The organism is Kiritimatiellia bacterium (assembly GCA_018001225.1).
Taxonomy (GTDB): Bacteria; Verrucomicrobiota; Kiritimatiellia; order CAIQIC01; family JAGNIJ01; genus JAGNIJ01.
This window is the reverse complement of record JAGNIJ010000030.1, coordinates 1-19,418: the sequence shown is the minus strand read 5'-3', so window position 1 is coordinate 19,418 and position 19,418 is coordinate 1. Positions and strand designations below refer to the sequence as shown.

The window sequence follows — 19,418 nt, the reverse complement described above, 5'->3', positions numbered from 1 at the left end:
CGCGATAAGCGCAATCGTCTGTTGCGTTGCGCAATCTTCTTGCGGTGCCCCACGATCCTCGGTACGATATGTCTGATTTCTAAAGCAGGTGCAATGGAGAGGGATGATCTCTGAGCTCGCTACGAAGCTGAAGCAGATTCGACGCGATATACGCGAGGAATATCTCCGGTCGGACGCCCGGCCGTGGATTGTCGGATTCTCTGGAGGGAAGGACTCGTCGCTTCTCGCGCACCTCGTTCTCGAATGCCTACTGACAATCCCCCCTGACGAGCGCAAGCGTCAGGTCTACGTTGTAAGCAATGACACACTCGTTGAGTCCCCCGTATTCCAAGCGTTCGTGAATCGGCTTCTTGACCACATGGCCGAGAATATCCCCGCCCTTCGCGTTCCCGTTGATATCGTCAAGACTAAGCCACAGGTTGAGGACTCCTTTTGGGTTAATCTTCTCGGTCGTGGCTACCCGGCACCCAATCGCATGTTTCGCTGGTGCACGGACAGGATGAAGATCAGGCCCACCTCGAAGTTCATCCGTGACCAAGTCAGCAAGAACGGCGAAGCGATTCTTCTGCTCGGCGTGCGACGCGCGGAATCGCAGCAACGCGCCCGAAACCTAGAAAAGCATGATGCCGCAACCGAAGGTCGTCTTTCGCCTCACACTGACTTCAAAGGCTGTTATGTCTTCACCCCCATAAAGGATCTAACAACCAATGAGGTCTGGACACTCCTCCTGAACAGCAGGCCACCATGGGGAGGAGACTACAAGGAACTCATAAGTCTGTACAAAGATGCTCTTGCGGGGGAGTGTCCCTTCGTCATGAGCACCAACGACGCCCCTTCGTGTGGCACCAACTCCGCCCGATTCGGCTGTTGGACCTGTACTGTGATCGAGAAGGACAACTCGTTGGATTCCCTGATCACTTCTGGACATCAACATCTGGAGCCACTGTCTAAGTTCCGGCGACGCCTCAAGGAGGTATCGGATAATCCTGACTACAGGAATAAAGTGCGGCGAACGGGACAGCCAGGTCTCGGCCCATTGACAATGGATGCCAGAAAGATGCTCTTGGACGAGCTGTTGGCGATTCAGGCTCAACTCGGGCTTGAGTTGATATCGACCACAGAAGTGCGCCTGATAAGAGAGCAGTGGGCAGTGGACGAGTCGGATGCGCTGTTCCGCGACTTGGCTAGGCTCGCAATCCCGAGCGAAACAACGTGTGCCTGAAGCTATGAAAGCCCCTCCATGCTTTGAAGATGCAGAGAGCAAGAAGGTCATCCGCAAGATCTGCGAGCAACATCGCGTGGACATCGATCTTCTCAAGGATCTCTGTGAACTCGTGAATTCGTATGCGGGTTCAGGCCGCCGATTCGGGTTGCCCGAAGAGATCGAAGCGGTCTTGGACCGATTCATCAAGAATTCCAAGGAGTCATAGGTGTATTTGTCCAGATTACATCTGCAGAATTGGCGCACTTATGCTGACGCCACATTCGACTTCAAGGCCCCCTCGGAACGCCGATCCGTTGTACTCGTCGGGGCCCTGAACGGACATGGTAAGACCAGTTTCCTTCTTTCTCTCTATATGGGCTTGTTTGGTCGTTTTGGGCTGCGGCACTGCGAAGGATTTGCCCGGTATGATACAAATCAGGACATCAAAACATATCGCGATGCTATCGCGAGGTTTCGCAGGAATACTGCTGATTCATCCGAGCCAACGGTCATCGATATCACCTTCACTCCCTCGTGGCGGGATTCCAAGGACGAGGATGAAGTCCGTGTGGTTCGCCGCTGGTTCTTCTCAGGTCGCAATGAACCCAAACAGGGTGATTCTTTTGAGGAGGTCGATGTCTACATCGGGGGCAAACTGAAGAGCGGAGGCCCTGCAGACAAGGATCCGATTGTTCTCGCCCATGAACGCATTGAGAGGAGCCTCTTTCAGGCACACGTCGCACCTGCCTTCTTCTTTGATGGCGAGCAGGCTCAGAAGCTCATCGAGTCACAGGGCGAGCGAGGTCTCAAGAAGGCCGTCGAGGTCATGTTTGGCACAAAGGTCGTCGAAGAACTGTCTGACACAATGAACCAGTACCTCTTCCGCATGCGGCAGACGACCGGCGGCAAACGCAAGTGCTCAGACCAGCAAAAGGAGTGCGACGATAAGCTCAAAGAAAAGGACGTCCTTAACGAGAGGATCGGCAAGAAGCAGACCGACCTTCAGAAGCTGGAGTCTGACAAGGAACAGAAGGAACGGCAGCGGTCTCAGCTTCAGGAAGAGTTGGCCCGCATGGGCGGGATAAACAACATGACGTACGCGCAGGCAGAACGCGACTATGTCGTGGCCGAGAAGGAGTTGACGGAAGCAGAGAAGGCCTTGGCTAATCTGGTCAAGCAGCTTGGATTGGCACTTGCGACGTCCCGACTTGCGCCCGCCATTCAGAACCGGCTGAGGAGTGAGGCTCTGCGGGAAGACTGGGAGAGCCTCAAGAGAGGCACTATCGATAACAGGGAGAAGGTCCTTGATGCAGCACTGCCGGACCCAGACCCAATCCTCGGCGAACTGTCCGCACAATCACGCTCAGCCTTGAGAAACCGCTTCGCCGAAGCCCTTGAAAGCATCTACAACCCGCCTCCTGCGAACTGTGCAGACACCTTCTTGTTGGGACACTTGAAGGGCGACTCCCGCGTTCGCGCCCTCCAGTTGCTCGCACAAGCTCATTCCCTGGGCTCAGCGAAGATCCGGGCGGCAGCCAAACGAGCACGCGATGCACGGGACTCCTTCGAAGACGCCAAGAGCAGAAAGAACCGTTTGCAGGACGTGCCACAAGCTACCCAAGAGGTGCGCGAGAAGCTTGACATCCTGAACTCGGAGATTCAGCAGGATATCCACGGAATCGGGGCGCTCGAAAACGAATTGAAGGCACTGAAGGCAGAACTTCATGAGCTGACCAAGCGTATCGGCGAACTGAGAGAGCAGCTTTCTCGCCTCGGGCCAGAACAGAAGCGCATGGCCGTGGCTGAACGCGTGTGCCGCGCCCTGGAGGAGTTGCAGGGCAATCTGCAGCCGGTGACGACCTCCAGGCTCGAGGCGTATGTAACAAGACACTTCACCAACATCGCTGACCGAAGGTTTCGTAACGCCGTCGTGAGCTTGGCTCCCGGGCAACCGCCGCAGCTAATTTTCAGTGACGGGAGTCCAGACATGCTGTTGGAAACGAATAGCGGATTCGAGCGGCGCGCATTCGGTATTGCCTACAGCTTGGCGTTAGCTGAGATCACGCAGCGCCGTGTCCCCCTCGTGATTGACACACCTCTTGGCAACGCAGACTCCAAATACCGTCCGCGTACACTCAAGGCCCTGGCTGGTTTTGACTTGGATCAAGTGATCATTCTTACTCACGATAAGGAGGTCACCCTGGACCTCGTCGAGTCAATCCGCGGTCAGGTCAGCCAGCAGTTCTTGGTGGTCTATGAGGATGCAGACCGCATTTCGCTAGTCCACCCCGACACATATTTTCCAGAGTAGACATGAACCCTGAATTCAAAGAGAGAGTCTGGAAAGCGCACTTCACTCCGACAGAGGAGGCTGCGGACTTCGAAGCGCGGCTCCGGACGACATTTGGCCTTCAAACACGCTACGAGTCCGCTCAGCTCCTAATCGGCCGGTCTCTGGCTGAGCGAAAAGCCCCAGACCCACTTCCGCCATCGACGAAGTACTTCAAAACCTCCATCCCCGGCGAAGCCCTCTTTGGCGATGAATCAGATATCTGGCTGTGCGCCCTTATCGTGGATGGCAAACTCAGTCCGACCTCCACGCTCGAAGATTTCAGATCGCTTGTTGAAGCACACTGGGCGCGTGGATTCCGTCTCATCAAAGATGAACTGGACGACTGCGACAAAAGCCACACTAAGCTCGTTGCCCGCCTGGCAGATTACCTCCCAGAAACGAGCGGACTCGGGTCTATCCCTGCAGCAAAGGGAACCGGAGAGTCGGGTGAGATTCGTCTTAAGCTTGGTCCCGTAAGCAAGACCTTCCCCGGCGGCAAGCCCTTTGATTTCATTCTTAACGCCCAAGGAGCACCTCCCCACATCGCCTTTATGGGATCGACCGGGGGCGGGAAAACCCTCACCTGCGTGCAACTGGCTGAACAGATCATCGAACAGACGCAAATACCTTTCATCTTCATTGACGTTAAACCCGAGTTCACCACTGAATCAAATCTTCACCCCGATCTCCAGAAGTTCGCGAGGAGGGCTCGCAGGATCGAAGTTGGCAAAGAAGCACTCCCGCTAGATTTCCTTCCTCCAGCCGACGCCCCCACTCACAAGATCAAGACTTCTGCGATGCGGCTACGTGACAGCCTCGTAATGTGCTGTCGGAGCCCCGGGGATCGTCAGCGGGACGTATTGCGCGATGCCATTGAGGAGGTGATCACTAGTCGTGGTGAACGAGGGTTGCAGAACATACTCGAGACCTATCAGCAACGCCTTCGTAGTGAGGGCAAAGAGGACGACAGCATTGTCAGTCGTCTCAATGAACTCACGAGCCTGCAATCATTCTCTCCCGACCTCCAGCCGGCGGAGTTTTTCCAGCAGTCGTGGATCGTAACCCTGAATCTGCCCGAGGAGTTGAAGCGACTCGCGACCCTTCTACTTCTGGATGCCACCAGTAGCTTTCTGCTCGACCAGCCAGAGGTGCCTTCGACAGGGAACTACCGCTCCTTGCGACATCTCCTCATCGTCGATGAAGCAAGGAAGGTCCTTCGTGATCGGCGCTCAGAGTCTCTTGTTGATCTGATTAGGCGCGGCCGATCGAAAGGCGTCACGGTGAATCTGCTTTCTCAGGATCCGAGCGACTTCGAGGGCGAGGTAGATGACTTCACTCGTCAGCTCGGCGTCATTGTTTCCTTCGCGTGCGCTCAGTCACAGAAGGGCTTGCGAAATATGATCGGCGTGTTCGGACGCAAAGTGCTGCCGGAAGAGTTCTCCAGTGCACACCTTCCCAAGGGAGTGGCATTCGTGAAGGCTCCAGGAAGGAATCCTGAGCGAGTGCAGTGCTGGGGCGAGAACGTCAAGTAACGCGCACAACCCTCACGCTCCGCGCATTTCCAGAAGTCCTTTGACGGATGCGACTATTGCAGAAGCGGCAATCACCACAGCTTCTCTGAGGCTGTCGTATCCAAGTGACAGCCGCAGTGATTGCCTGGCGTCTCCAATCTCGGGCTTCATCGCCTTGATGACATGTGAGGGCTCGCCCGAGTCGGCAAGACAAGCTGACCCAGATGACACGCAAACGCCCTCTCCCTCGAGCACCAAAACGAGCGCGTCTGAGCTAACCCCCCGAAAGCTGATATTCGTTGTATTGGGCAAACGGAGCGTTCGGTGACCATTCAGCTCCGCACATTCCACCCCCCCAAGAATGTCGCTTTCCAACGAGTCGCGCAGAGGCCGGATCAGCTTCTCGTAATCGTTGACCCTCGTCAGAGCGAGCTCTGCGGCTACTCCCAGGCCAACAACGAGCGCTACATTCTCCGTGCCACCGCGCCGGCCTTGTTCTTGATGCCCGCCGTGCAGATAAGGGCAGAAGGGTGCCTTGCGATGCACGTACAGCGCTCCGACCCCCTTTGGGGCATGAAACTTGTGTCCGGACAGAGACAAGTAATCCGCCCCTGTGCGCTCTGCGTTCACGCTCATCTTCCCAACCATCTGAACGGCATCGCAATGAAACAACACCCCATGCTCGTGACACACCCCGGCAATCTGCTCTACCGGGAACAACACTCCCGTTTCGTTGTTGGCCCACATCAGAGATACAAGCGCCGTGTCATCACCAATGCTGGCTTCGAGGTCGCTGATATCGAGCAAGCCTTCACGGTCAACGGGAAGGTAGGTAATCCGATAACCGTCCTGCTCAAGGAACCTGCAGAACTGAAGAACCGATGAGTGCTCCACGGCTGACGTAATGATGTGACGTTTCTCCGCCCTTGCCATCAGGGCCGCATGGATCGCCGCGTTGTTGCTCTCCGTCGCACAAGAGGTGAACAGAATCTCGCCAGGATGCGCGCCCACCAACTGTGCGACCTGTTCTCGAGCCTTCGCGACCGCGTTCCTGGCTGTCACCCCCAAACCATACGCGCTCGATGGATTTCCCCACTCAGTGGTGAGGAAGGGGCGCATTGCCTCGAAAACGTCAGGCGCGATGGGCGTTGTGGCATTGTAATCGAGGTAGATCATGGCCACCACTATACGTGCCGTATCCGCAGTGATCGGTGCTCAAGGCTTTGAGGCCCAATACAGTAAGCGGCCCCACCTCCGCGCCATACCGGGTACCCTTCGATGATTGTGAGGGGTTCCGCTGCTTTCTCCCAAGACGGTCTCCAATGAGCTTCGATCTCGTGGAGATCGGCGTGTGACAGATTCGCCATGAATATGCAGTCCTCCCCCAACATCCGCACCTTCTCAAGAACCGACCCCTCAACCGCCTGCTTGATCTCGAAGAATCGTCGCCCGCTTTGTAGCTCAGCAGGTCGCGACTCGTGAACCAGGCGCCGCACCTCCTGCTCAATCTCTCCCCGAGAACCCGCAACAGCCACAGCGGTACCCGACACTGCTAATACCTCCTCAGCTTCGCGCATTGCCGCTTCCACCAGGATAGCCTCAACATCAGCCCTAGAAAGCCTCTTGATGTGACCCGATCCACCCCCGGGTTGCCGCGCTTGTGCCCCCGACCCACCGTCACCCAGTGCCAAGAGAACCTCGGCGTCGGCTTTGGCAGCCGCCTGTGCAATGGCCCGCTCCGCAACTCCCTTCACTACAGCCGGAGGGAGACAGTCCCGCGGATTGGCACCTCTCCGCGTTTCGGACGGCGTCAGCCGCAGGAACGTTACCGTGAGACAGAAATCTGGCTGTATTGTGAGAATGCCGGTGAACGCTCCCCATACATCCAAATGGGGATCGGCGTTGAGCTGCGCCACGGAATCACAAAGCAGATCCTTGAGAAGACGATCCGGGATCCGATCGCCAAGTAGACGACCATCCAACTTCTCGGTAAATGCCTTGGACTCCACGAATGCGTATATCTCGTCGTGCGAGTAGAAGATCAGGTCAGGCCAATGCCTGATTACACGCACAAGCACCTGAGGGGCAATGAACGCCTGCGCAAACAGCCCTGCGAAGATCTCGCCTAAGACTCCCACACTCGATGGACTTGAGGTCTTGCCTTCCTGACGGGTCAATCCCAGCCTGCTGAAACGACCTGGGTAGGGAAACACCCGATGGCCTGTTTCCCACTCATCCCAGACTCGCAAGTCAGCCAAGGGGTCCGAAACTGCAGCTTCCGGGAAGGCTTCATTTGCACAGATAACCTGCTGTTCCTGAAAAGTTAGCACCTGGCAGCTCACCAGTGTAGCGTTTGCCAAGAGCTGTTCTCGTAGCGCGCTACCTGCATCAGGACGTGAGAAATACGGGCTGCCATAGCGGACAAGCATGTCGTCGGGGATCTCGTATCCCCATTCTTGAAAACGTATTTCCATAGCCATCCTCCGCATCGATTGCGAGTCTTGCGTGTTCGCCAAAACAGACTATCTCATAGCCCTGATTCGGGTAGAAGTTTATAACCATGTTCCACGTCGTGTCAGCCGCGCCTCCTTTGAGACTCTGTGCGATAAAGCCTGTTGCGCCGTCTTCGCGGTCGAGCCGCCGTTGTACACCATTAAGTTGTTGGCCTGCTTCTGCTGCACGTTCAGCCTTTGCCTCAGTGGGCCGACTCCCGAAGGCAAACGGTTGAACCTCGGTCCATGCCGCTCTGCGCGGGGGCGGAGCCTGCCATTGCAATCACTACAACAAGACGCTGTCCATTGATGGCCAGTATACCGGCGTCCCCCAGCAACTTTCCATCTGAGAAATCGAGGTCAGGCTGTACCTATTCACTTGGCTCTCAAGTAAAAGACAGCACGGTGAGCGTCTGGTTCAACCGTGTGTGCGGATCGCGAGAGCGCAATCCATTCTGCATGCAGTTCTGCCAATTCCCGTGAATGCTGACCGAGTCTTCCCGCCTGGCGTGGATGCACGAGCGGCCGCAAATGCAGTTTGCGGTTCCCGATGCGTATTGGATTAAGTTGCCCGTATTCGCCTTGCTTCTTCCCGTATTCAGCCAGTGTGGTCTTGGCTCCATACAGGCTGGCAAACCATCGCAGGGGTAGGTTGCCCAGCGTGATCAAGAGTTCGGCTTTCGATTCGATAAGCTCCGCCTCGATCTCTTTGACTCTCTCTTTACAGGCAAGTATCGCAGGTACGTCTGGCCAGTTGTAAGCAGGCAACCCCAGTTTTGTCATCAACGGGTCGTAAGCCCTCTTCAGCGCTCTCTTCTGCCCGGGATTCATGCAACTGTTCGGCACAAGGTCGCAGAGCCAGGTATCTGATCTTTTCAGATCGAGCGGTTGCAGAATAAGTTCATCTAGCGCCCGGCCTGACGGCCCGTTGTGTTGCTCGTTTGCCGGCGCAAGGCTCCCTGCCCCTTTGGGAAGTGAAATCCTCTGAATTATCTCCGCGGCCTGTTCCTTGTCGCCGCGCCAGAAGATCTCCGGTTCGGACGCGACCCCGACGGCACTAATCAGCTGTTTACCATCTGGCCCGATCCACCGGGCGTGAACCGCGCTCGCATAGACGCCCAGGACAAAGACCTTTTTCGGGCCCCGGTCCTCCTGCCGCACGGGCAGAATGGGCTGGCCGAATGGGAAGGTGCCGATTGGCTTCATAGGAGTCCCTTTGTGTGGTGCGAAATTCAGTCTTTTTCTTCTTTCTGCTTCTTCGGTTTCGCATTCGGCCGCAGCAGCTTCATGAAGGCGACCCGGTCCCGCGTGTTTCTTCCCGCTTGCCTGCGCCATTTGGCCATCAGTGTCCGCCAGGCCTTGGTTCTCTTGAGTGCCTTGAAGCACTCCGTCGGCAAGTGGCCCTTCAGGTCATTGAGCGCGTAGCACATGATCTGGTGCCCGCCATGAGGATTGCCCGGATCAATGTGATCAACGGCCGGGTACAGCGGATGGCAACCCCGGCCGCCCGTGATGGGAGTGCCTTCGGCATTATCGAAAATCATCTGGACCCCGGAGACAGCACATCGGCCTTTCTGCCGGATCAGTGTCTTTCGGAGTGTTCCGGCGGGGACGCCCTGTCGGCGCTTTGATGCCCAGCGTCTCTGGTCGCTCGTCAGTTGCAAAGGACCCTCCAGTACGGTTCAGGATAATTCGGATGAAAAAATTGTGCGAGATGAAAAGGCCCCGGCGTGGCGCGACCTTGTAGCTCTCTCGGTTACATCCTGTTGCTACGCCTGTTGGATAACCGGCTTTGCAGGGCTCCAAGTTATTCACACCATCAACACGTATCAACAAGCCTTTATTCCACTTCTGTATAAGGGGTTACAGCTATTTTCTTTTTGTGGTTGCCACGCCCGCAGGTGGGTATATTTTCCTCTGTTCGGGACGCTGGAGTGGGACTCGATTCGAAAGCCCGTCCGGCCCCCAGTTTGGAGGCCGCGATGAGCACCGAACAGCTTGGACTGCCCGGACTGCAGCCGGATCCCTTCATCCTCGTGGTTATTCTATGGAATGACCTCGTGTTTCATACCATCCTCCCGATTCGGCGCCGCACTCATGTGATTCAGGCTCATCCTGTCCCCCCCGAAAAGCAGAAGGAATACAATGCCAATGGCTGGCCCCGTCACTTGATCATCGTCCAGGAGCACCGGTTGCGTCTGGTTGGTCACGAGCATACGCTTCGAGTGGTTACGAACGCGCCGGAGGCGGAGTTCCAGGTTCCGGATCGTATCATCACTCCCGTGCGCGGCTTGGGCACCTTCCGTGACGCCCGCCTTGTCTGGCGAACGCGCGATGAAATCGCCTCTGTTTCCGTCCACGCGACAAATCCCCGCCATCACCAGCAAGCGCTCAAGCTTCAGGAAGCCAAGCCCTCGGAGCATCTAGAGCGGCTCGCTGTCGCCGAGCGTACCCTGCAATCCGGGCTCCTGATCACCGGTGGAGATCTCCCTCCGCAAATGACTCCGGATGAGCGGGTCTTGGCAAATCTCCTGATGTCCCACAAGGATCCGGCCAGGGGGAAGGTCTATTCCCTGGCCGAGATCGGTCGTCAGCTTCGATGCTCGGATGAAACCATTCGCCGCCGCAAACACGCGCTTGAGGCCAAATACCCGGAGTTGAAGCGTTTCTTTGCCTCCGTTCGTACTAGCCATCGCAAGGGTGTCCATCCGGACTCCATCGTGAAACCCATATAATCCGCCTGACATCGTCGCCATTCATGCCCGGACCCGTGTCCGGGTTTTTTGCCACATGTGTGGCATCTATTGCCACATCCCGCCTGATGTGGCGCCCCACGCCGCCACGCTTCCCACGCCTCTTTTCTTAATCCGTTCCTGCGCCGTTTGTTCGCCGCCACACCACGCCACGTCATCCCCCGGCTCGTGTGGCAAACGCCCATAGGGTGAAAACCTGATCCGAACTGGGGTGGGGGATGAACAGCGAACTGACGAACAGTATCTTGCAGGCCCTGCTGACGGCCAGCGAGGAGCATAAGGAAACCGCGCTCAAGGTCCTGCGTGGTGAACCGATTCAAACGGCCGAGGATCCTGCCATCGGGCCGCTCCTGCTCGGAATGGGCGTGGCGGCGGAGTTTCTCGGAGTAAGCCGGCCCACGCTCTGGCGTGTGCTTCAGTCGGGTAAAATCACGAAGATCGAGCTCTTCCCCGGGTCCTACCGCGTCCGCCGCACGGACATCGAGGCGCTGGCCGCCGGCAAGCTGGGCATGACCCCCTACAAGTCCCGCCGCGGCCGGCCCCGGAAGAACGTCCAGAAAGGGGGCGCATCGTGATCCTCGCCATTGATCCCGGCCAATCCGGCGGCATCGCCTGGATGGACGACGACGGCATCGTTAACAGCGCCGACATGCCGCCCACGGCCGGCGACATCATTGACCATCTGCGGATGCTCAAGGCCACTGGCCGTGATGTCACCGCCTACCTGGAGAAGACCGGCGGCTATGTCCCCGGCAACAGCGGCCCCGCCGCCTGCAAGTTCGCCCGCGGCTGCGGGCTCCTGGAGGGCGCGATCATGGCGCTCTCGATCCCCCTTATCGAAGTCTCGCCGACCGTCTGGATGAAGGCGCTCGGGGCCTTCCCGAAAGACAAGCGCGAGCGCAAGAACGCGATCAAGGGCCTCATGCAGGCCCGCTACCCGCACCTGAAGATCACCCTTTCCACCGCCGACGCGCTGGGCCTGCTGACCTACGCGCTCGGGAAACGGGCTTCGTAGCAGACCGCCACGAAGGAAGGCCAAACACAAACCATAAGGAGAAGCAGTCATGGCCATACTGACAGCACCCAAGTCCGCGCAGATGTTCGAGACCGGCGACCTCGCCCCGAAGGGGACGTTCATCGCCACCTGCATCGACGTCAAAGACGTGTTCGGCGTCGAGCGTCGGAAGTTCCAGTCCGAGGAGATGGAGAAGGTTGACTTGACCGGCTTCCTCTTCGGGTTCCGGGACAAGTCGGGCCAGGCGCACAAGGTCGCCTCCCGCTCCTTCCGCATCAGCGGGAACGAAAAGAGCAGCCTCTTTGCGTTCCTGAAGGCCTGGCTCGGCGAACCGCCGAGGATGGGTTGGGATTACATGGAGATGAGGGGCCGGAAGGCCCTCATCACCGTGGAGCACGTCCCGTCCACGCGCAATCCCGGCCAGGTCTTCTCGGGGATCGCCTCGATCAGCCCTGTGCCCGAGGGGTTCCAGCCCGCAGTCCCCGGCCAGCCGCCTCCGGCTCCTGCCGCTCCCGCCGCCCAGGGGGATGACGAACTGCCGTTCTGAACCAACAGCAAGGGGCGGGGGCCCGCGGGGGCTCCCGCCCCGGGAGGAAACAACCATGGCGATCCTGACAAAAGGTAAGAGTCCTGCCGCCTCGCACTGGTACACCGCCGACGGCCGTCCGGCGCACGAGCAGTTTCGTAACGACGATCGCGGCACACGGCCCACCACGATCCGGGACGCGAAGGTGCATCACCTTTTCCCGAGCGTCACGTCCGTCCTCGGCATCTTTGCCAAGCCGGGGCTTGAAACCTGGAAGATCAAGCAAGCGATCCTGGCCGCCGGCGAGAACCCCCGCCAACCCGCCGAGACGCCCGAGTACTGGACCCAGCGCGTCATGGACGCGGCCTTCGCCCAGGTCGAGGCGGCGGTGGATCTCGGGTCCGGCATCCATGAGGCGCTCGATCTTGCCATGTCCGGCGAGCCCTTCGATCCGCAATATGCGCCCTACATCCTGCCCGTTGCGGAATGGGTGAAGAAGACCGGCATCGTGTTCACCGCCCGCGAGCTGGTCTTGGTCAACAAGGCCGATGGCTACGCTGGCCGCGTGGACGCGCTCTTCTCGTTCGGTAAGGACGGGAAGGGGATCATCGACTGGAAGACCCGCAAGACCAAGCCGGGCGAGAAGGTCACTCCCTACGATGGTCAGGGTATGCAACTCGCCGCCTACGCCGCCGCCCATTATGGCCCCGAGGCCCTGCCCAAGGTCTTGGCGGCCAACGTCTATATCAGCTCAACCGAACCCGGCCGGATGGAGGTCTGCAAACATGAAAATCTTCCTGAACTCTACGAAACGTTCCTCCACGCCTGCGCAATCTGGCGGGCGTTCAAGGGGTACGACCCGCGTGACTGCCGCACCGCCGCATGAACCGGCTGTCGCCGTGGACTTCGAGACCGAGTACTCGGCGGCCTACACCGTTCGCATGCTTGGCCACCATGCCTATTGCGCCGACCCGAGGTTCAACGCTTACCTGGTCGCGGTGTGCGATGGTTCCACGTCCAGCGCCTGCCATCCGAAGGACTTCGACTGGCGCTCGATCTCCGGCAAGCTGTGGATCTCCCACAACGCCGGGTTCGATCGAGCGGTATTCCGCCGGCTGCAGGAGCTGGGCATCATTCCGGCCGATGTGGCTCCCTCCCGTTGGCTCTGCACCGCCAGTCTTGCGGCCTACCTCCAGGCCCCGCGCGATCTGGCCGGCGCGGCCCGCGCTCTTGTCGGCCTCAATCTCGACAAGAACCCCCGGCGCCGGGCCAAGGGGCAGGACTCCCGGCAATTGACGCTGTCCGACGAGATGTCCGATTACGCTCGCGCCGATGCCGGGGCTTGCCACGCCATCTGGCGCAACCACGCCCACCGCTGGCCGGAGTCCGAGCGGCGGCTGTCCGAGCTGACGATGGACATGGGGGATTACGGCCTTGCGATCAATCGCCCGGCCTTAAATTCGGCGATCGTCACGCTCGACGTGTTGCTGGATGAAACTCTGAAAGCGATCCCCTGGTCGAAGACTCACGCCCCTACAAGCCCCATCGCCCTTGCCGCCGCCTGCAAGGCCGCCGGCATCCCGGCCCCGCCGTCCACGGCCAAGACCAGCGCCGAGTTCGACGTATGGGCTGCTGAATACGGCAGGCGATTCCCTTGGGTCCGCACCATGCAGATGTATCGCCGCATCAACCGTGCAAAGACCGTTCTCGAGGCCATGCGGACACGGATCAAACCCGACGGCCGCCTGGCCTACGAGCTTCTCTACTTCGGCGCCACCCAGACCGGGCGCTGGTCCGGTTCCAACGGCTGGAATGCCCAGAACCTGAACCGTGCAGACTGCGAGGGCGTCGACATCCGCCGGTTAATAGTCCCGGCGTCCGGCCACAAGTTCATCATCGCCGACTACGCGCAGATCGAGGCCCGCGTGACCCTATTCTTGGCCGGCGACACAGAAGCCCTCGAAGCGATCCGGTCCGGGCAGAGCGTGTACCAAGTTCATGCCGTCAAGACGATGGGGTGGAGCGGAAAGGATCTGAAAAAAGAAGACCCGAAAACATACTTCCTGGCGAAATCCAGGGTCCTGGGGCTTGGTTTCGGCTGCGGGCCCGCGCGCTTCGTCCAAGTTGCCAAGGTCCTCGGCGGCATTGAACTCGACCTGGCCGAATCCGAACGCGTGGTCCGGGAATACCGGCAATCCAACCCCTTGATCGTCCGCCTGTGGCGAACGCTTGAATCGGACTTCCGAGCCCATGATGGCGGCACCTACTTCATGTATCTGCCTTCCGGGCGCTATCTCCGCTACTTCAACGTGGACGCCAAGACGATGACCTGCACCACGGTCCGCGGTGGTCGCCGCGAGAAGATCTTCGGCGGTCGGCTCCTCGAGAACAAGGTTCAGGCCACCGCCCGTGACATTATGGCCGCCGCCTGGCTCCGGCTGCACGACGCCGGCTACCGTGTCGTCCTCTCCGTCCACGACGAGCTTGTGGTCGAGGCCCAAGCCAATTGCCCCTTTGCTGATCCGCGCGCCGTGTCATGGATCATGTGCCAGCCGCCTGTGTGGGCCGCAGCCCTGCCGTTGTCCGTGGAAACGACTGAAGCCCAGGAGTACTGCAAATGAGCCGCCTTTTCCCCTATAGTCGCCATACGGCTGAACTTTTGGCCCATCCTCCGGCAGCCGGCCAGGGTCGCCATATCTGGCTTTTCCGTGTTGCCTCCGGGCTCCTGAAAAACTTCAACCCGGACTTCGTACGGCGCTTTCTCTGCCGTCTTGCGGATGAATACGGATGGAATGACCGAGATTTCGAAAGCGAGATCGTCGAAGCCGTCGCGAAGATTGAAGCCGATTTGCCCATCGAACCGTCAATCAAGTGGCCGGACCCTGACCATGAAGAACGTCGTGACCGAGCCTATACCACGCCGCTTTTTAAACCTGTCCCCATAGGGCTGACTTCCGAAGACGTTCTGCCCCGGCTCTATAAGCCGGGCGAATTGGTTTGCATAGCCCCCGATCCTTTCCATGCAATAACCCAGCCCCTCGAATCCGTCCTGCCGGTCGCTTCCGCCATGGCCTACATCGTCGCCAATCCCATGCGCGCGGCCACGGGCAAGACGGTCCTGGGCCGTGAATCAGCCCGCAGCCTGGACAACGCCTGCACCCTGGAAGATCGCCGCTACCTCGTTGTGGAATTCGACCAGGGCGAACCGTTGGAGGATCAGGTCGCCGTACTATCCAGTCTGAATATGGCCTTTATGCCTTTGGTCATGGCCGTCTATTCCGGCGGCAAGTCCATCCACGGTTGGTTTTCCGCCCGTAAGCTTCCGGCCTTTCTCAAGCAAAGGTTCTTCGAGCTGGCCGTGTATATCGGCGCTGATCGTTCGCTGTGGGACCGGTCCAAGCTTGTCCGCATGCCCGGCGGGCGCCGCGAGAACGGCAAACGCCAGGACATCCTGTACTTCAACCCCAAGGTTCTTTGAGCCATGGACGCCAACGAAATCCTTCTCGAATTCCTCCGGCATGAGCCTGAAGCCTTCCGCGCCTGGCAGGACGAGAACCGGCCCAGGCTTCCGGTCCCGATTACGCCGGCTCAGCTTCTCGACTTCAAGCCCGACGCTGACCCTGGGGAACTGATTCCGCGCCGGTATCTCTGTAAGGGTGGTTCTGTCCTGATCGCCGGGCCTACCGGCGTCGGGAAATCATCGTTCCTGATGCAGTTCGCCATTCACGCCACCGTGAAGCGAGATCTGTTCGGTATGCGCTTTGCCCGGCCTATGAAAGTGGTCATCGTTCAGGCGGAAAACGACGAGGGCGACCTCGCTGAATCCTTCCAGGGGGTCTTCTACTCCCTTGAAGCCGGAGGTGCGGGGGTGGAGCCGCTGGCGGCGGCGGACATTGCCCTCATCCATGCCAACCTCGTATTTTTCCGCGAAACCACCCGGACCGGGGCCGACTTCGCCTCCCTGCTCCGGGAGATCGCGGCGCAGTATCAGCCTGACTTTATCCTGGTGGACCCGGCTTTCTCGTACCTTGGCGCAGACGCATCGAGCCAGAAGGACGTTTCCCTCTGGCTCCGCAACCAAATCAACCCGGTTCTGATGGATACTGGGGTCTGCCTTCTTCTATCCCATCACACGAACAAGCCCCTCCGTGGGAAGGACAAGAAGGATACCTGGCAGGGGAGCGACTTCGCGTACCTCGGAGCCGGTTCCGCGGAGTGGGCCAACTGGGCTCGGGCAGTGATCGGCCTGCAGAGGACGCAAATCCCCGGCATCTACCTCCTGACCGTCGCCAAGCGTGGCGGCCGGCTTGGGTGGCGCGATGCCGACGATAAGCCCACGCTCGACCGGTTCATCGCCCACGCCCGTGAGCCGGGCAAGATTTACTGGCGTGAACCGGACCTTGCCGAGGTCCAGAGCCTCAACCAAAAGGGCGCCCAGGAGGGCTACAGGCGCCTCCCGGAGGTGTTCAAGACGGATACCGAGCGGGAGGCCGGGCTTCCGCCGGCCGAGGTCATGCGTCGTGCCAAGGAGATGGGCATCACCGAGGCGGCTACGGACGACGCCCTGGGTGTCACTCGCCGCCGATGGATCACCGGCAAGACGGCCAGTGCGATCGAACACGGCATTCTTGAGTTCACTGGCGAGCATGTTCGTCCCGTTCAACGGGAGATTCCCTTTTAACATGTTCACTATTAACCAGATGCTATCTAGCCGAACATGTTCGCGAACGAACAACACCACCCCCGAACGAACAGCCCCTTTCCCCTTTAGGGGAAGGGCTGCTGTTCGTTCGCCCACCCGATAGAGGACTCAGATGAAAAAGAAGATCCAAGTTACGGTCTGGCACCAGCCGGACGAACTCGTCGAAACAGCCCGCGGCCCCATGCCCTTCGGCATCTGGCTCGAGTTGGAGCGCTGGCGCTTCACCCGTGCCGGGCACAGGGCCACGATCATCGGGCGGCCGGATAAGCGGATCGCCCTGTTCCGCTGGCCGTTCCGCCGCTACCCGGCCGCGGCCCGCCCTGCAACTGCCGAGGCCTGTTGACAAGCCGCGCCGTTTGCCTGAAATTTCACCACTGATTGGGAGAACTGAAGCCATGCCGAGCAACGAACGCCATCTGCACCAGCCACGGAAACCGCGGCCGCCCCGGCCACCGAAGCCCCGTTACCGCGAAGACCATGAGCCTTGGACGATCCCCGAGGGCCTGCCCGACGAGGACCTGCGCGAGCTTCTGATCCAGCGCATTAACGAAATCGACCAGATCAAGCGAGAGATCAAGACCCAGGTCCACGAGGCCAACGTCCGGGCCCACGAGGAGGGCCGCCCCCGCGACCGCGCCTGGCAGGTCCGAGCCCAAGACAAGGACAAGCACCTCACCCGCGAGCGCGAAGAGATCCGAAAGGTCTTGGGCGAGGTCAACGCGCGGCTGAAGCAGGGCCGGCTCGAGATCGCCGTTGCAAAGGCCTTCGTCGCTGTGGCGAAGTCAGCGTTGCTGCGGGACGATTTCGACCGTTTGATGGATAAGGCCAAGGCGAAAGCGGGACCGGGATAGCCACCTGCTCTATCGTCGTTCTGTGCGTGGTGGTGCGAATGCCGCCAGTACCCCGGCTCGCTGGGCCGCTCGCCGTAAGGACGCGCCCTCCTGGACGTCGGTCGCGGACGCGCGAAAGCCCGCGGCCCTTCTTGCGCGCACCTATACAACCCTCGCGCAATTCATCGCCACGCCCGAAGCCCCGCGGACTTTTCGCGCGGAAACCCCCAAGCCCCCGCGGCGGGGGATGTAGCGCGTCGGGCGCCTCTGCACGGAAGCGGAAATCGCGTTTTCCCCCTAGCGGTTCCCCAAACCCCTCCCTTCGCCCCCATTTCAATGCGGTACTGTCTTGGGGAACCTTCCGGGGGAACACGCGACGCGACTACCTAAGCGAACCCGCCCACAATCGGCGCTGAGGCGCCGACGGCCCGCGGCAGGCCGCCCTGTCGGGTTGTTTTTCAGGGCGGGTTCGGTCGCGCCCCGATGGGGTTTCCGCGTCCGGCAGAGGCGCCCGACGCTTAACCACCCCTTGCGCCGTTCCCCCTCGAGGGGGAGGCGCGTTGGTCGGCCTCCAGCGACCGGCCGCAAAACGGACCTCGCGACTCGGTCCTTCGCTTTTTGCGGCCTGCCGCTTCCGGCCTCCGCGGATGAGGTGGGGGAAAGAGTTCCCCCACACGGCGCACCATCGCGGCCGGGCTCGCGCTACGGGACTTGCCCGCCTCCGGCGGGAACGCGAGTGCGGCTGGCCCCGCGCAACGCGGGGCAGGCTTTCGGCTTGTCCCGCCCAGGGCGGGAGCCGGCCGGCCTGATCCCGACCATCAAGTCGCGTCGGACCCTGTGTCGCCCGCTCCGGCATGTCGGCGTTCTATCCCGATGCAGCATCGGGACTCCGCTACCACGCTCGCTTCACGTACGTGGTGCCCCGCGTTCGCGGTGCCGCTCCGGTCTTCGCCCACGACCACCGCCCCGCCTACGCGCTGCTCCACGTGTCCGCCGCCGCCAGGAGGCTCGACTTCATGGCCTGGGCCGTCTTTGTCGCGCCGTCGCAGACCGTGTTCGATCTGTCGTTCTCCACGGACTGCTTTGGGCGCTTGCCCTCCAGGAACGCCGCCCTCGCTGGCCTCCGCGCGATCCGCGCCCGCCATGGTGCGCCGCCCCTTTCTGCCGGCCGCCAGGAACAGATACCGGGTCAGCAAGCTGACGCCGCCAACTGTTCCTTTTATGGGCGACCGGCGCTCCCCGCCCGCCCTCCGGGCTTGCGGCCCCCGCAACGGGGCGGCGGTCATGGCGGACCTTGGGGGCGGCACCACAGATATTACTTGACAAATATATAACGATAGCATAGTTTTTTTCGGTATGAATAACTTCCACAATCTGCCGGGTCCTGGTCGGCCGAAAGGCTCCTATGGCGGGCGGATCACGGCTCTGCTCACGCTTGACCGCATTCTGGCCCGCGAGGATCTCCAAGCCGATCTCGAAAATGCCCTGGTCACGTACTTCAAGAAATCGCCGGTGCGGTTCTTTCGCCAGATCATCATGCCGCTGCTGCCCAACGAAACGCGTCTTCGCATCGACGCGGAAGGGATCATCCAATGGCAGTCACTCTTAACTATCGCCCCCACGCCGCCCAGTTTGAAATCCATCGAGCCCGAGGATACCGGTTCCGCACCGTCTGCTGTGGCCGGCGATTCGGAAAGACCCTGTGCCTTGCCGGCGAGCTGCTCGACCGGGGCGGAACCGAGCGGGCAGGCGACTACGGCTGGATCGCCCCGACCTACAACGTTACCGAGCGGGGAATAGAAGCGTTCCGGCAGATCGCCGAGGGCTTCGTCACCGTCGCGGGGCGGACCCCCACGCGCGTAGAGTTCCGCGGCCTTCACGGCCCGGTGCGGATCTGGTTCTTGAGCGCGGACAACCCGGACAACATCCGCGGCTATGGGTTCCAGGGGATCGTGGTGGACGAGGCCGCGAGCATCCCGCCGGACGTGTGGCATTACGTCCTTCGGCCCACCATCGGGCAGACCCTTGGCTGGGCCGTGCTGATCTCTACGCC

General features: G+C 60.2%; 18 protein-coding genes. 14 read left to right on the top strand and 4 right to left on the bottom strand.

Annotated elements, in window-relative coordinates; genetic code table 11:
• Positions 1 to 103: 103 nt before the first annotated feature.
• The 3 genes from dndC to KA248_10675 all read left to right on the top strand — a co-directional run bounded on the left by dndC (position 104) and on the right by KA248_10675 (position 5,068).
• Entirely contained in the window at positions 104 to 1,222 is a 1,119-nt protein-coding gene (gene dndC / locus KA248_10685; protein MBP7830372.1) for a DNA phosphorothioation system sulfurtransferase DndC, read from the top strand.
• Positions 1,223 to 1,430: 208 nt separating this feature from the next.
• Complete coding sequence (locus KA248_10680; protein ID MBP7830371.1) at positions 1,431 to 3,515, top strand: hypothetical protein; 2,085 nt, start codon at positions 1,431 to 1,433, stop codon at positions 3,513 to 3,515.
• A 2-nt stretch (positions 3,516 to 3,517) separates the two neighbouring features.
• A complete protein-coding gene (locus KA248_10675) occupies positions 3,518 to 5,068 on the top strand; it encodes an ATP-binding protein (GenBank protein ID MBP7830370.1) in 1,551 nt (516 codons plus the stop codon).
• Between the two features lie 12 nt (positions 5,069 to 5,080).
• Here the strand turns inward: KA248_10675 and KA248_10670 are convergent, their stop codons facing one another.
• The 4 genes from KA248_10670 to KA248_10655 all read right to left on the bottom strand — a co-directional run bounded on the left by KA248_10670 (position 5,081) and on the right by KA248_10655 (position 9,083).
• Entirely contained in the window at positions 5,081 to 6,223 is a 1,143-nt protein-coding gene (locus KA248_10670) for an aminotransferase class V-fold PLP-dependent enzyme (protein ID MBP7830369.1), read from the bottom strand.
• An 8-nt stretch (positions 6,224 to 6,231) separates the two neighbouring features.
• Positions 6,232 to 7,527, bottom strand: coding sequence for a hypothetical protein (locus tag KA248_10665; protein MBP7830368.1), 1,296 nt, complete (start codon positions 7,525 to 7,527; stop codon positions 6,232 to 6,234).
• A 387-nt stretch (positions 7,528 to 7,914) separates the two neighbouring features.
• Entirely contained in the window at positions 7,915 to 8,745 is an 831-nt protein-coding gene (locus KA248_10660) for a hypothetical protein (protein ID MBP7830367.1), read from the bottom strand.
• A 26-nt stretch (positions 8,746 to 8,771) separates the two neighbouring features.
• Positions 8,772 to 9,083: a hypothetical protein gene (locus KA248_10655; protein MBP7830366.1), complete on the bottom strand. Its 312-nt coding sequence runs from the start codon at positions 9,081 to 9,083 to the stop codon at positions 8,772 to 8,774.
• 438 nt (positions 9,084 to 9,521) lie between these two features.
• On the opposite strand from KA248_10655, the gene KA248_10650 reads away from it, so the two are divergent.
• From KA248_10650 to KA248_10600, 11 genes are all read left to right on the top strand, one after another.
• Entirely contained in the window at positions 9,522 to 10,274 is a 753-nt protein-coding gene (locus KA248_10650) for a hypothetical protein (protein ID MBP7830365.1), read from the top strand.
• Positions 10,275 to 10,510: 236 nt separating this feature from the next.
• On the top strand, positions 10,511 to 10,867 hold the full coding sequence (locus KA248_10645) for a helix-turn-helix domain-containing protein (protein MBP7830364.1): 357 nt from the start codon (positions 10,511 to 10,513) through the stop codon (positions 10,865 to 10,867).
• Positions 10,864 to 11,307: a hypothetical protein gene (locus tag KA248_10640; protein MBP7830363.1), complete on the top strand. Its 444-nt coding sequence runs from the start codon at positions 10,864 to 10,866 to the stop codon at positions 11,305 to 11,307. Before KA248_10645 ends, KA248_10640 begins: the two co-directional genes overlap by 4 nt.
• A 49-nt stretch (positions 11,308 to 11,356) precedes the next feature.
• Complete coding sequence (locus KA248_10635) at positions 11,357 to 11,854, top strand: hypothetical protein (protein ID MBP7830362.1); 498 nt, start codon at positions 11,357 to 11,359, stop codon at positions 11,852 to 11,854.
• A gap of 55 nt (positions 11,855 to 11,909) precedes the next feature.
• On the top strand, positions 11,910 to 12,719 hold the full coding sequence (locus tag KA248_10630; protein ID MBP7830361.1) for a hypothetical protein: 810 nt from the start codon (positions 11,910 to 11,912) through the stop codon (positions 12,717 to 12,719).
• Positions 12,619 to 14,454 carry a hypothetical protein gene (locus tag KA248_10625; protein ID MBP7830360.1) on the top strand — a complete coding sequence of 612 codons (1,836 nt, stop codon included), beginning with the start codon at positions 12,619 to 12,621 and terminating at the stop codon, positions 14,452 to 14,454. The genes KA248_10630 and KA248_10625 overlap by 101 nt, the downstream gene beginning before the upstream one ends.
• Entirely contained in the window at positions 14,451 to 15,311 is an 861-nt protein-coding gene (locus KA248_10620) for a hypothetical protein (protein MBP7830359.1), read from the top strand. The genes KA248_10625 and KA248_10620 overlap by 4 nt, the downstream gene beginning before the upstream one ends.
• Before the next feature lie 3 nt (positions 15,312 to 15,314).
• Positions 15,315 to 16,514, top strand: a complete 1,200-nt coding sequence (locus tag KA248_10615; protein ID MBP7830358.1) for an AAA family ATPase — start codon at positions 15,315 to 15,317, stop codon at positions 16,512 to 16,514.
• A gap of 133 nt (positions 16,515 to 16,647) precedes the next feature.
• Positions 16,648 to 16,878 carry a hypothetical protein gene (locus tag KA248_10610; GenBank protein MBP7830357.1) on the top strand — a complete coding sequence of 77 codons (231 nt, stop codon included), beginning with the start codon at positions 16,648 to 16,650 and terminating at the stop codon, positions 16,876 to 16,878.
• A 52-nt stretch (positions 16,879 to 16,930) separates the two neighbouring features.
• Positions 16,931 to 17,386, top strand: coding sequence for a hypothetical protein (locus KA248_10605; GenBank protein ID MBP7830356.1), 456 nt, complete (start codon positions 16,931 to 16,933; stop codon positions 17,384 to 17,386).
• Between the two features lie 1,571 nt (positions 17,387 to 18,957).
• On the top strand, positions 18,958 to 19,418 hold a 461-nt coding region (locus KA248_10600), incomplete at its 3' end, for a hypothetical protein (protein ID MBP7830355.1).

Excerpts from the sequence above, each read along its gene's own strand:
- KA248_10660 (MBP7830367.1), bottom strand. The coding sequence starts at position 8,745 with ATGAAGCCAATCGGCACCTTCCCATTCGGCCAGCCCATTCTGCCCGTG.
- KA248_10615 (MBP7830358.1), top strand. The coding sequence starts at position 15,315 with ATGGACGCCAACGAAATCCTTCTCGAATTCCTCCGGCATGAGCCTGAA.
- KA248_10635 (MBP7830362.1), top strand. The coding sequence starts at position 11,357 with ATGGCCATACTGACAGCACCCAAGTCCGCGCAGATGTTCGAGACCGGC.
- KA248_10620 (MBP7830359.1), top strand. The coding sequence starts at position 14,451 with ATGAGCCGCCTTTTCCCCTATAGTCGCCATACGGCTGAACTTTTGGCC.
- KA248_10665 (MBP7830368.1), bottom strand. The coding sequence starts at position 7,527 with ATGGCTATGGAAATACGTTTTCAAGAATGGGGATACGAGATCCCCGAC.
- KA248_10645 (MBP7830364.1), top strand. The coding sequence starts at position 10,511 with ATGAACAGCGAACTGACGAACAGTATCTTGCAGGCCCTGCTGACGGCC.
- KA248_10605 (MBP7830356.1), top strand. The coding sequence starts at position 16,931 with ATGCCGAGCAACGAACGCCATCTGCACCAGCCACGGAAACCGCGGCCG.
- KA248_10625 (MBP7830360.1), top strand. The coding sequence starts at position 12,619 with ATGAAAATCTTCCTGAACTCTACGAAACGTTCCTCCACGCCTGCGCAA.
- dndC (MBP7830372.1), top strand. The coding sequence starts at position 104 with ATGATCTCTGAGCTCGCTACGAAGCTGAAGCAGATTCGACGCGATATA.
- KA248_10610 (MBP7830357.1), top strand. The coding sequence starts at position 16,648 with ATGAAAAAGAAGATCCAAGTTACGGTCTGGCACCAGCCGGACGAACTC.
- KA248_10675 (MBP7830370.1), top strand. The coding sequence starts at position 3,518 with ATGAACCCTGAATTCAAAGAGAGAGTCTGGAAAGCGCACTTCACTCCG.
- KA248_10630 (MBP7830361.1), top strand. The coding sequence starts at position 11,910 with ATGGCGATCCTGACAAAAGGTAAGAGTCCTGCCGCCTCGCACTGGTAC.
- KA248_10650 (MBP7830365.1), top strand. The coding sequence starts at position 9,522 with ATGAGCACCGAACAGCTTGGACTGCCCGGACTGCAGCCGGATCCCTTC.
- KA248_10655 (MBP7830366.1), bottom strand. The coding sequence starts at position 9,083 with ATGATTTTCGATAATGCCGAAGGCACTCCCATCACGGGCGGCCGGGGT.
- KA248_10670 (MBP7830369.1), bottom strand. The coding sequence starts at position 6,223 with ATGATCTACCTCGATTACAATGCCACAACGCCCATCGCGCCTGACGTT.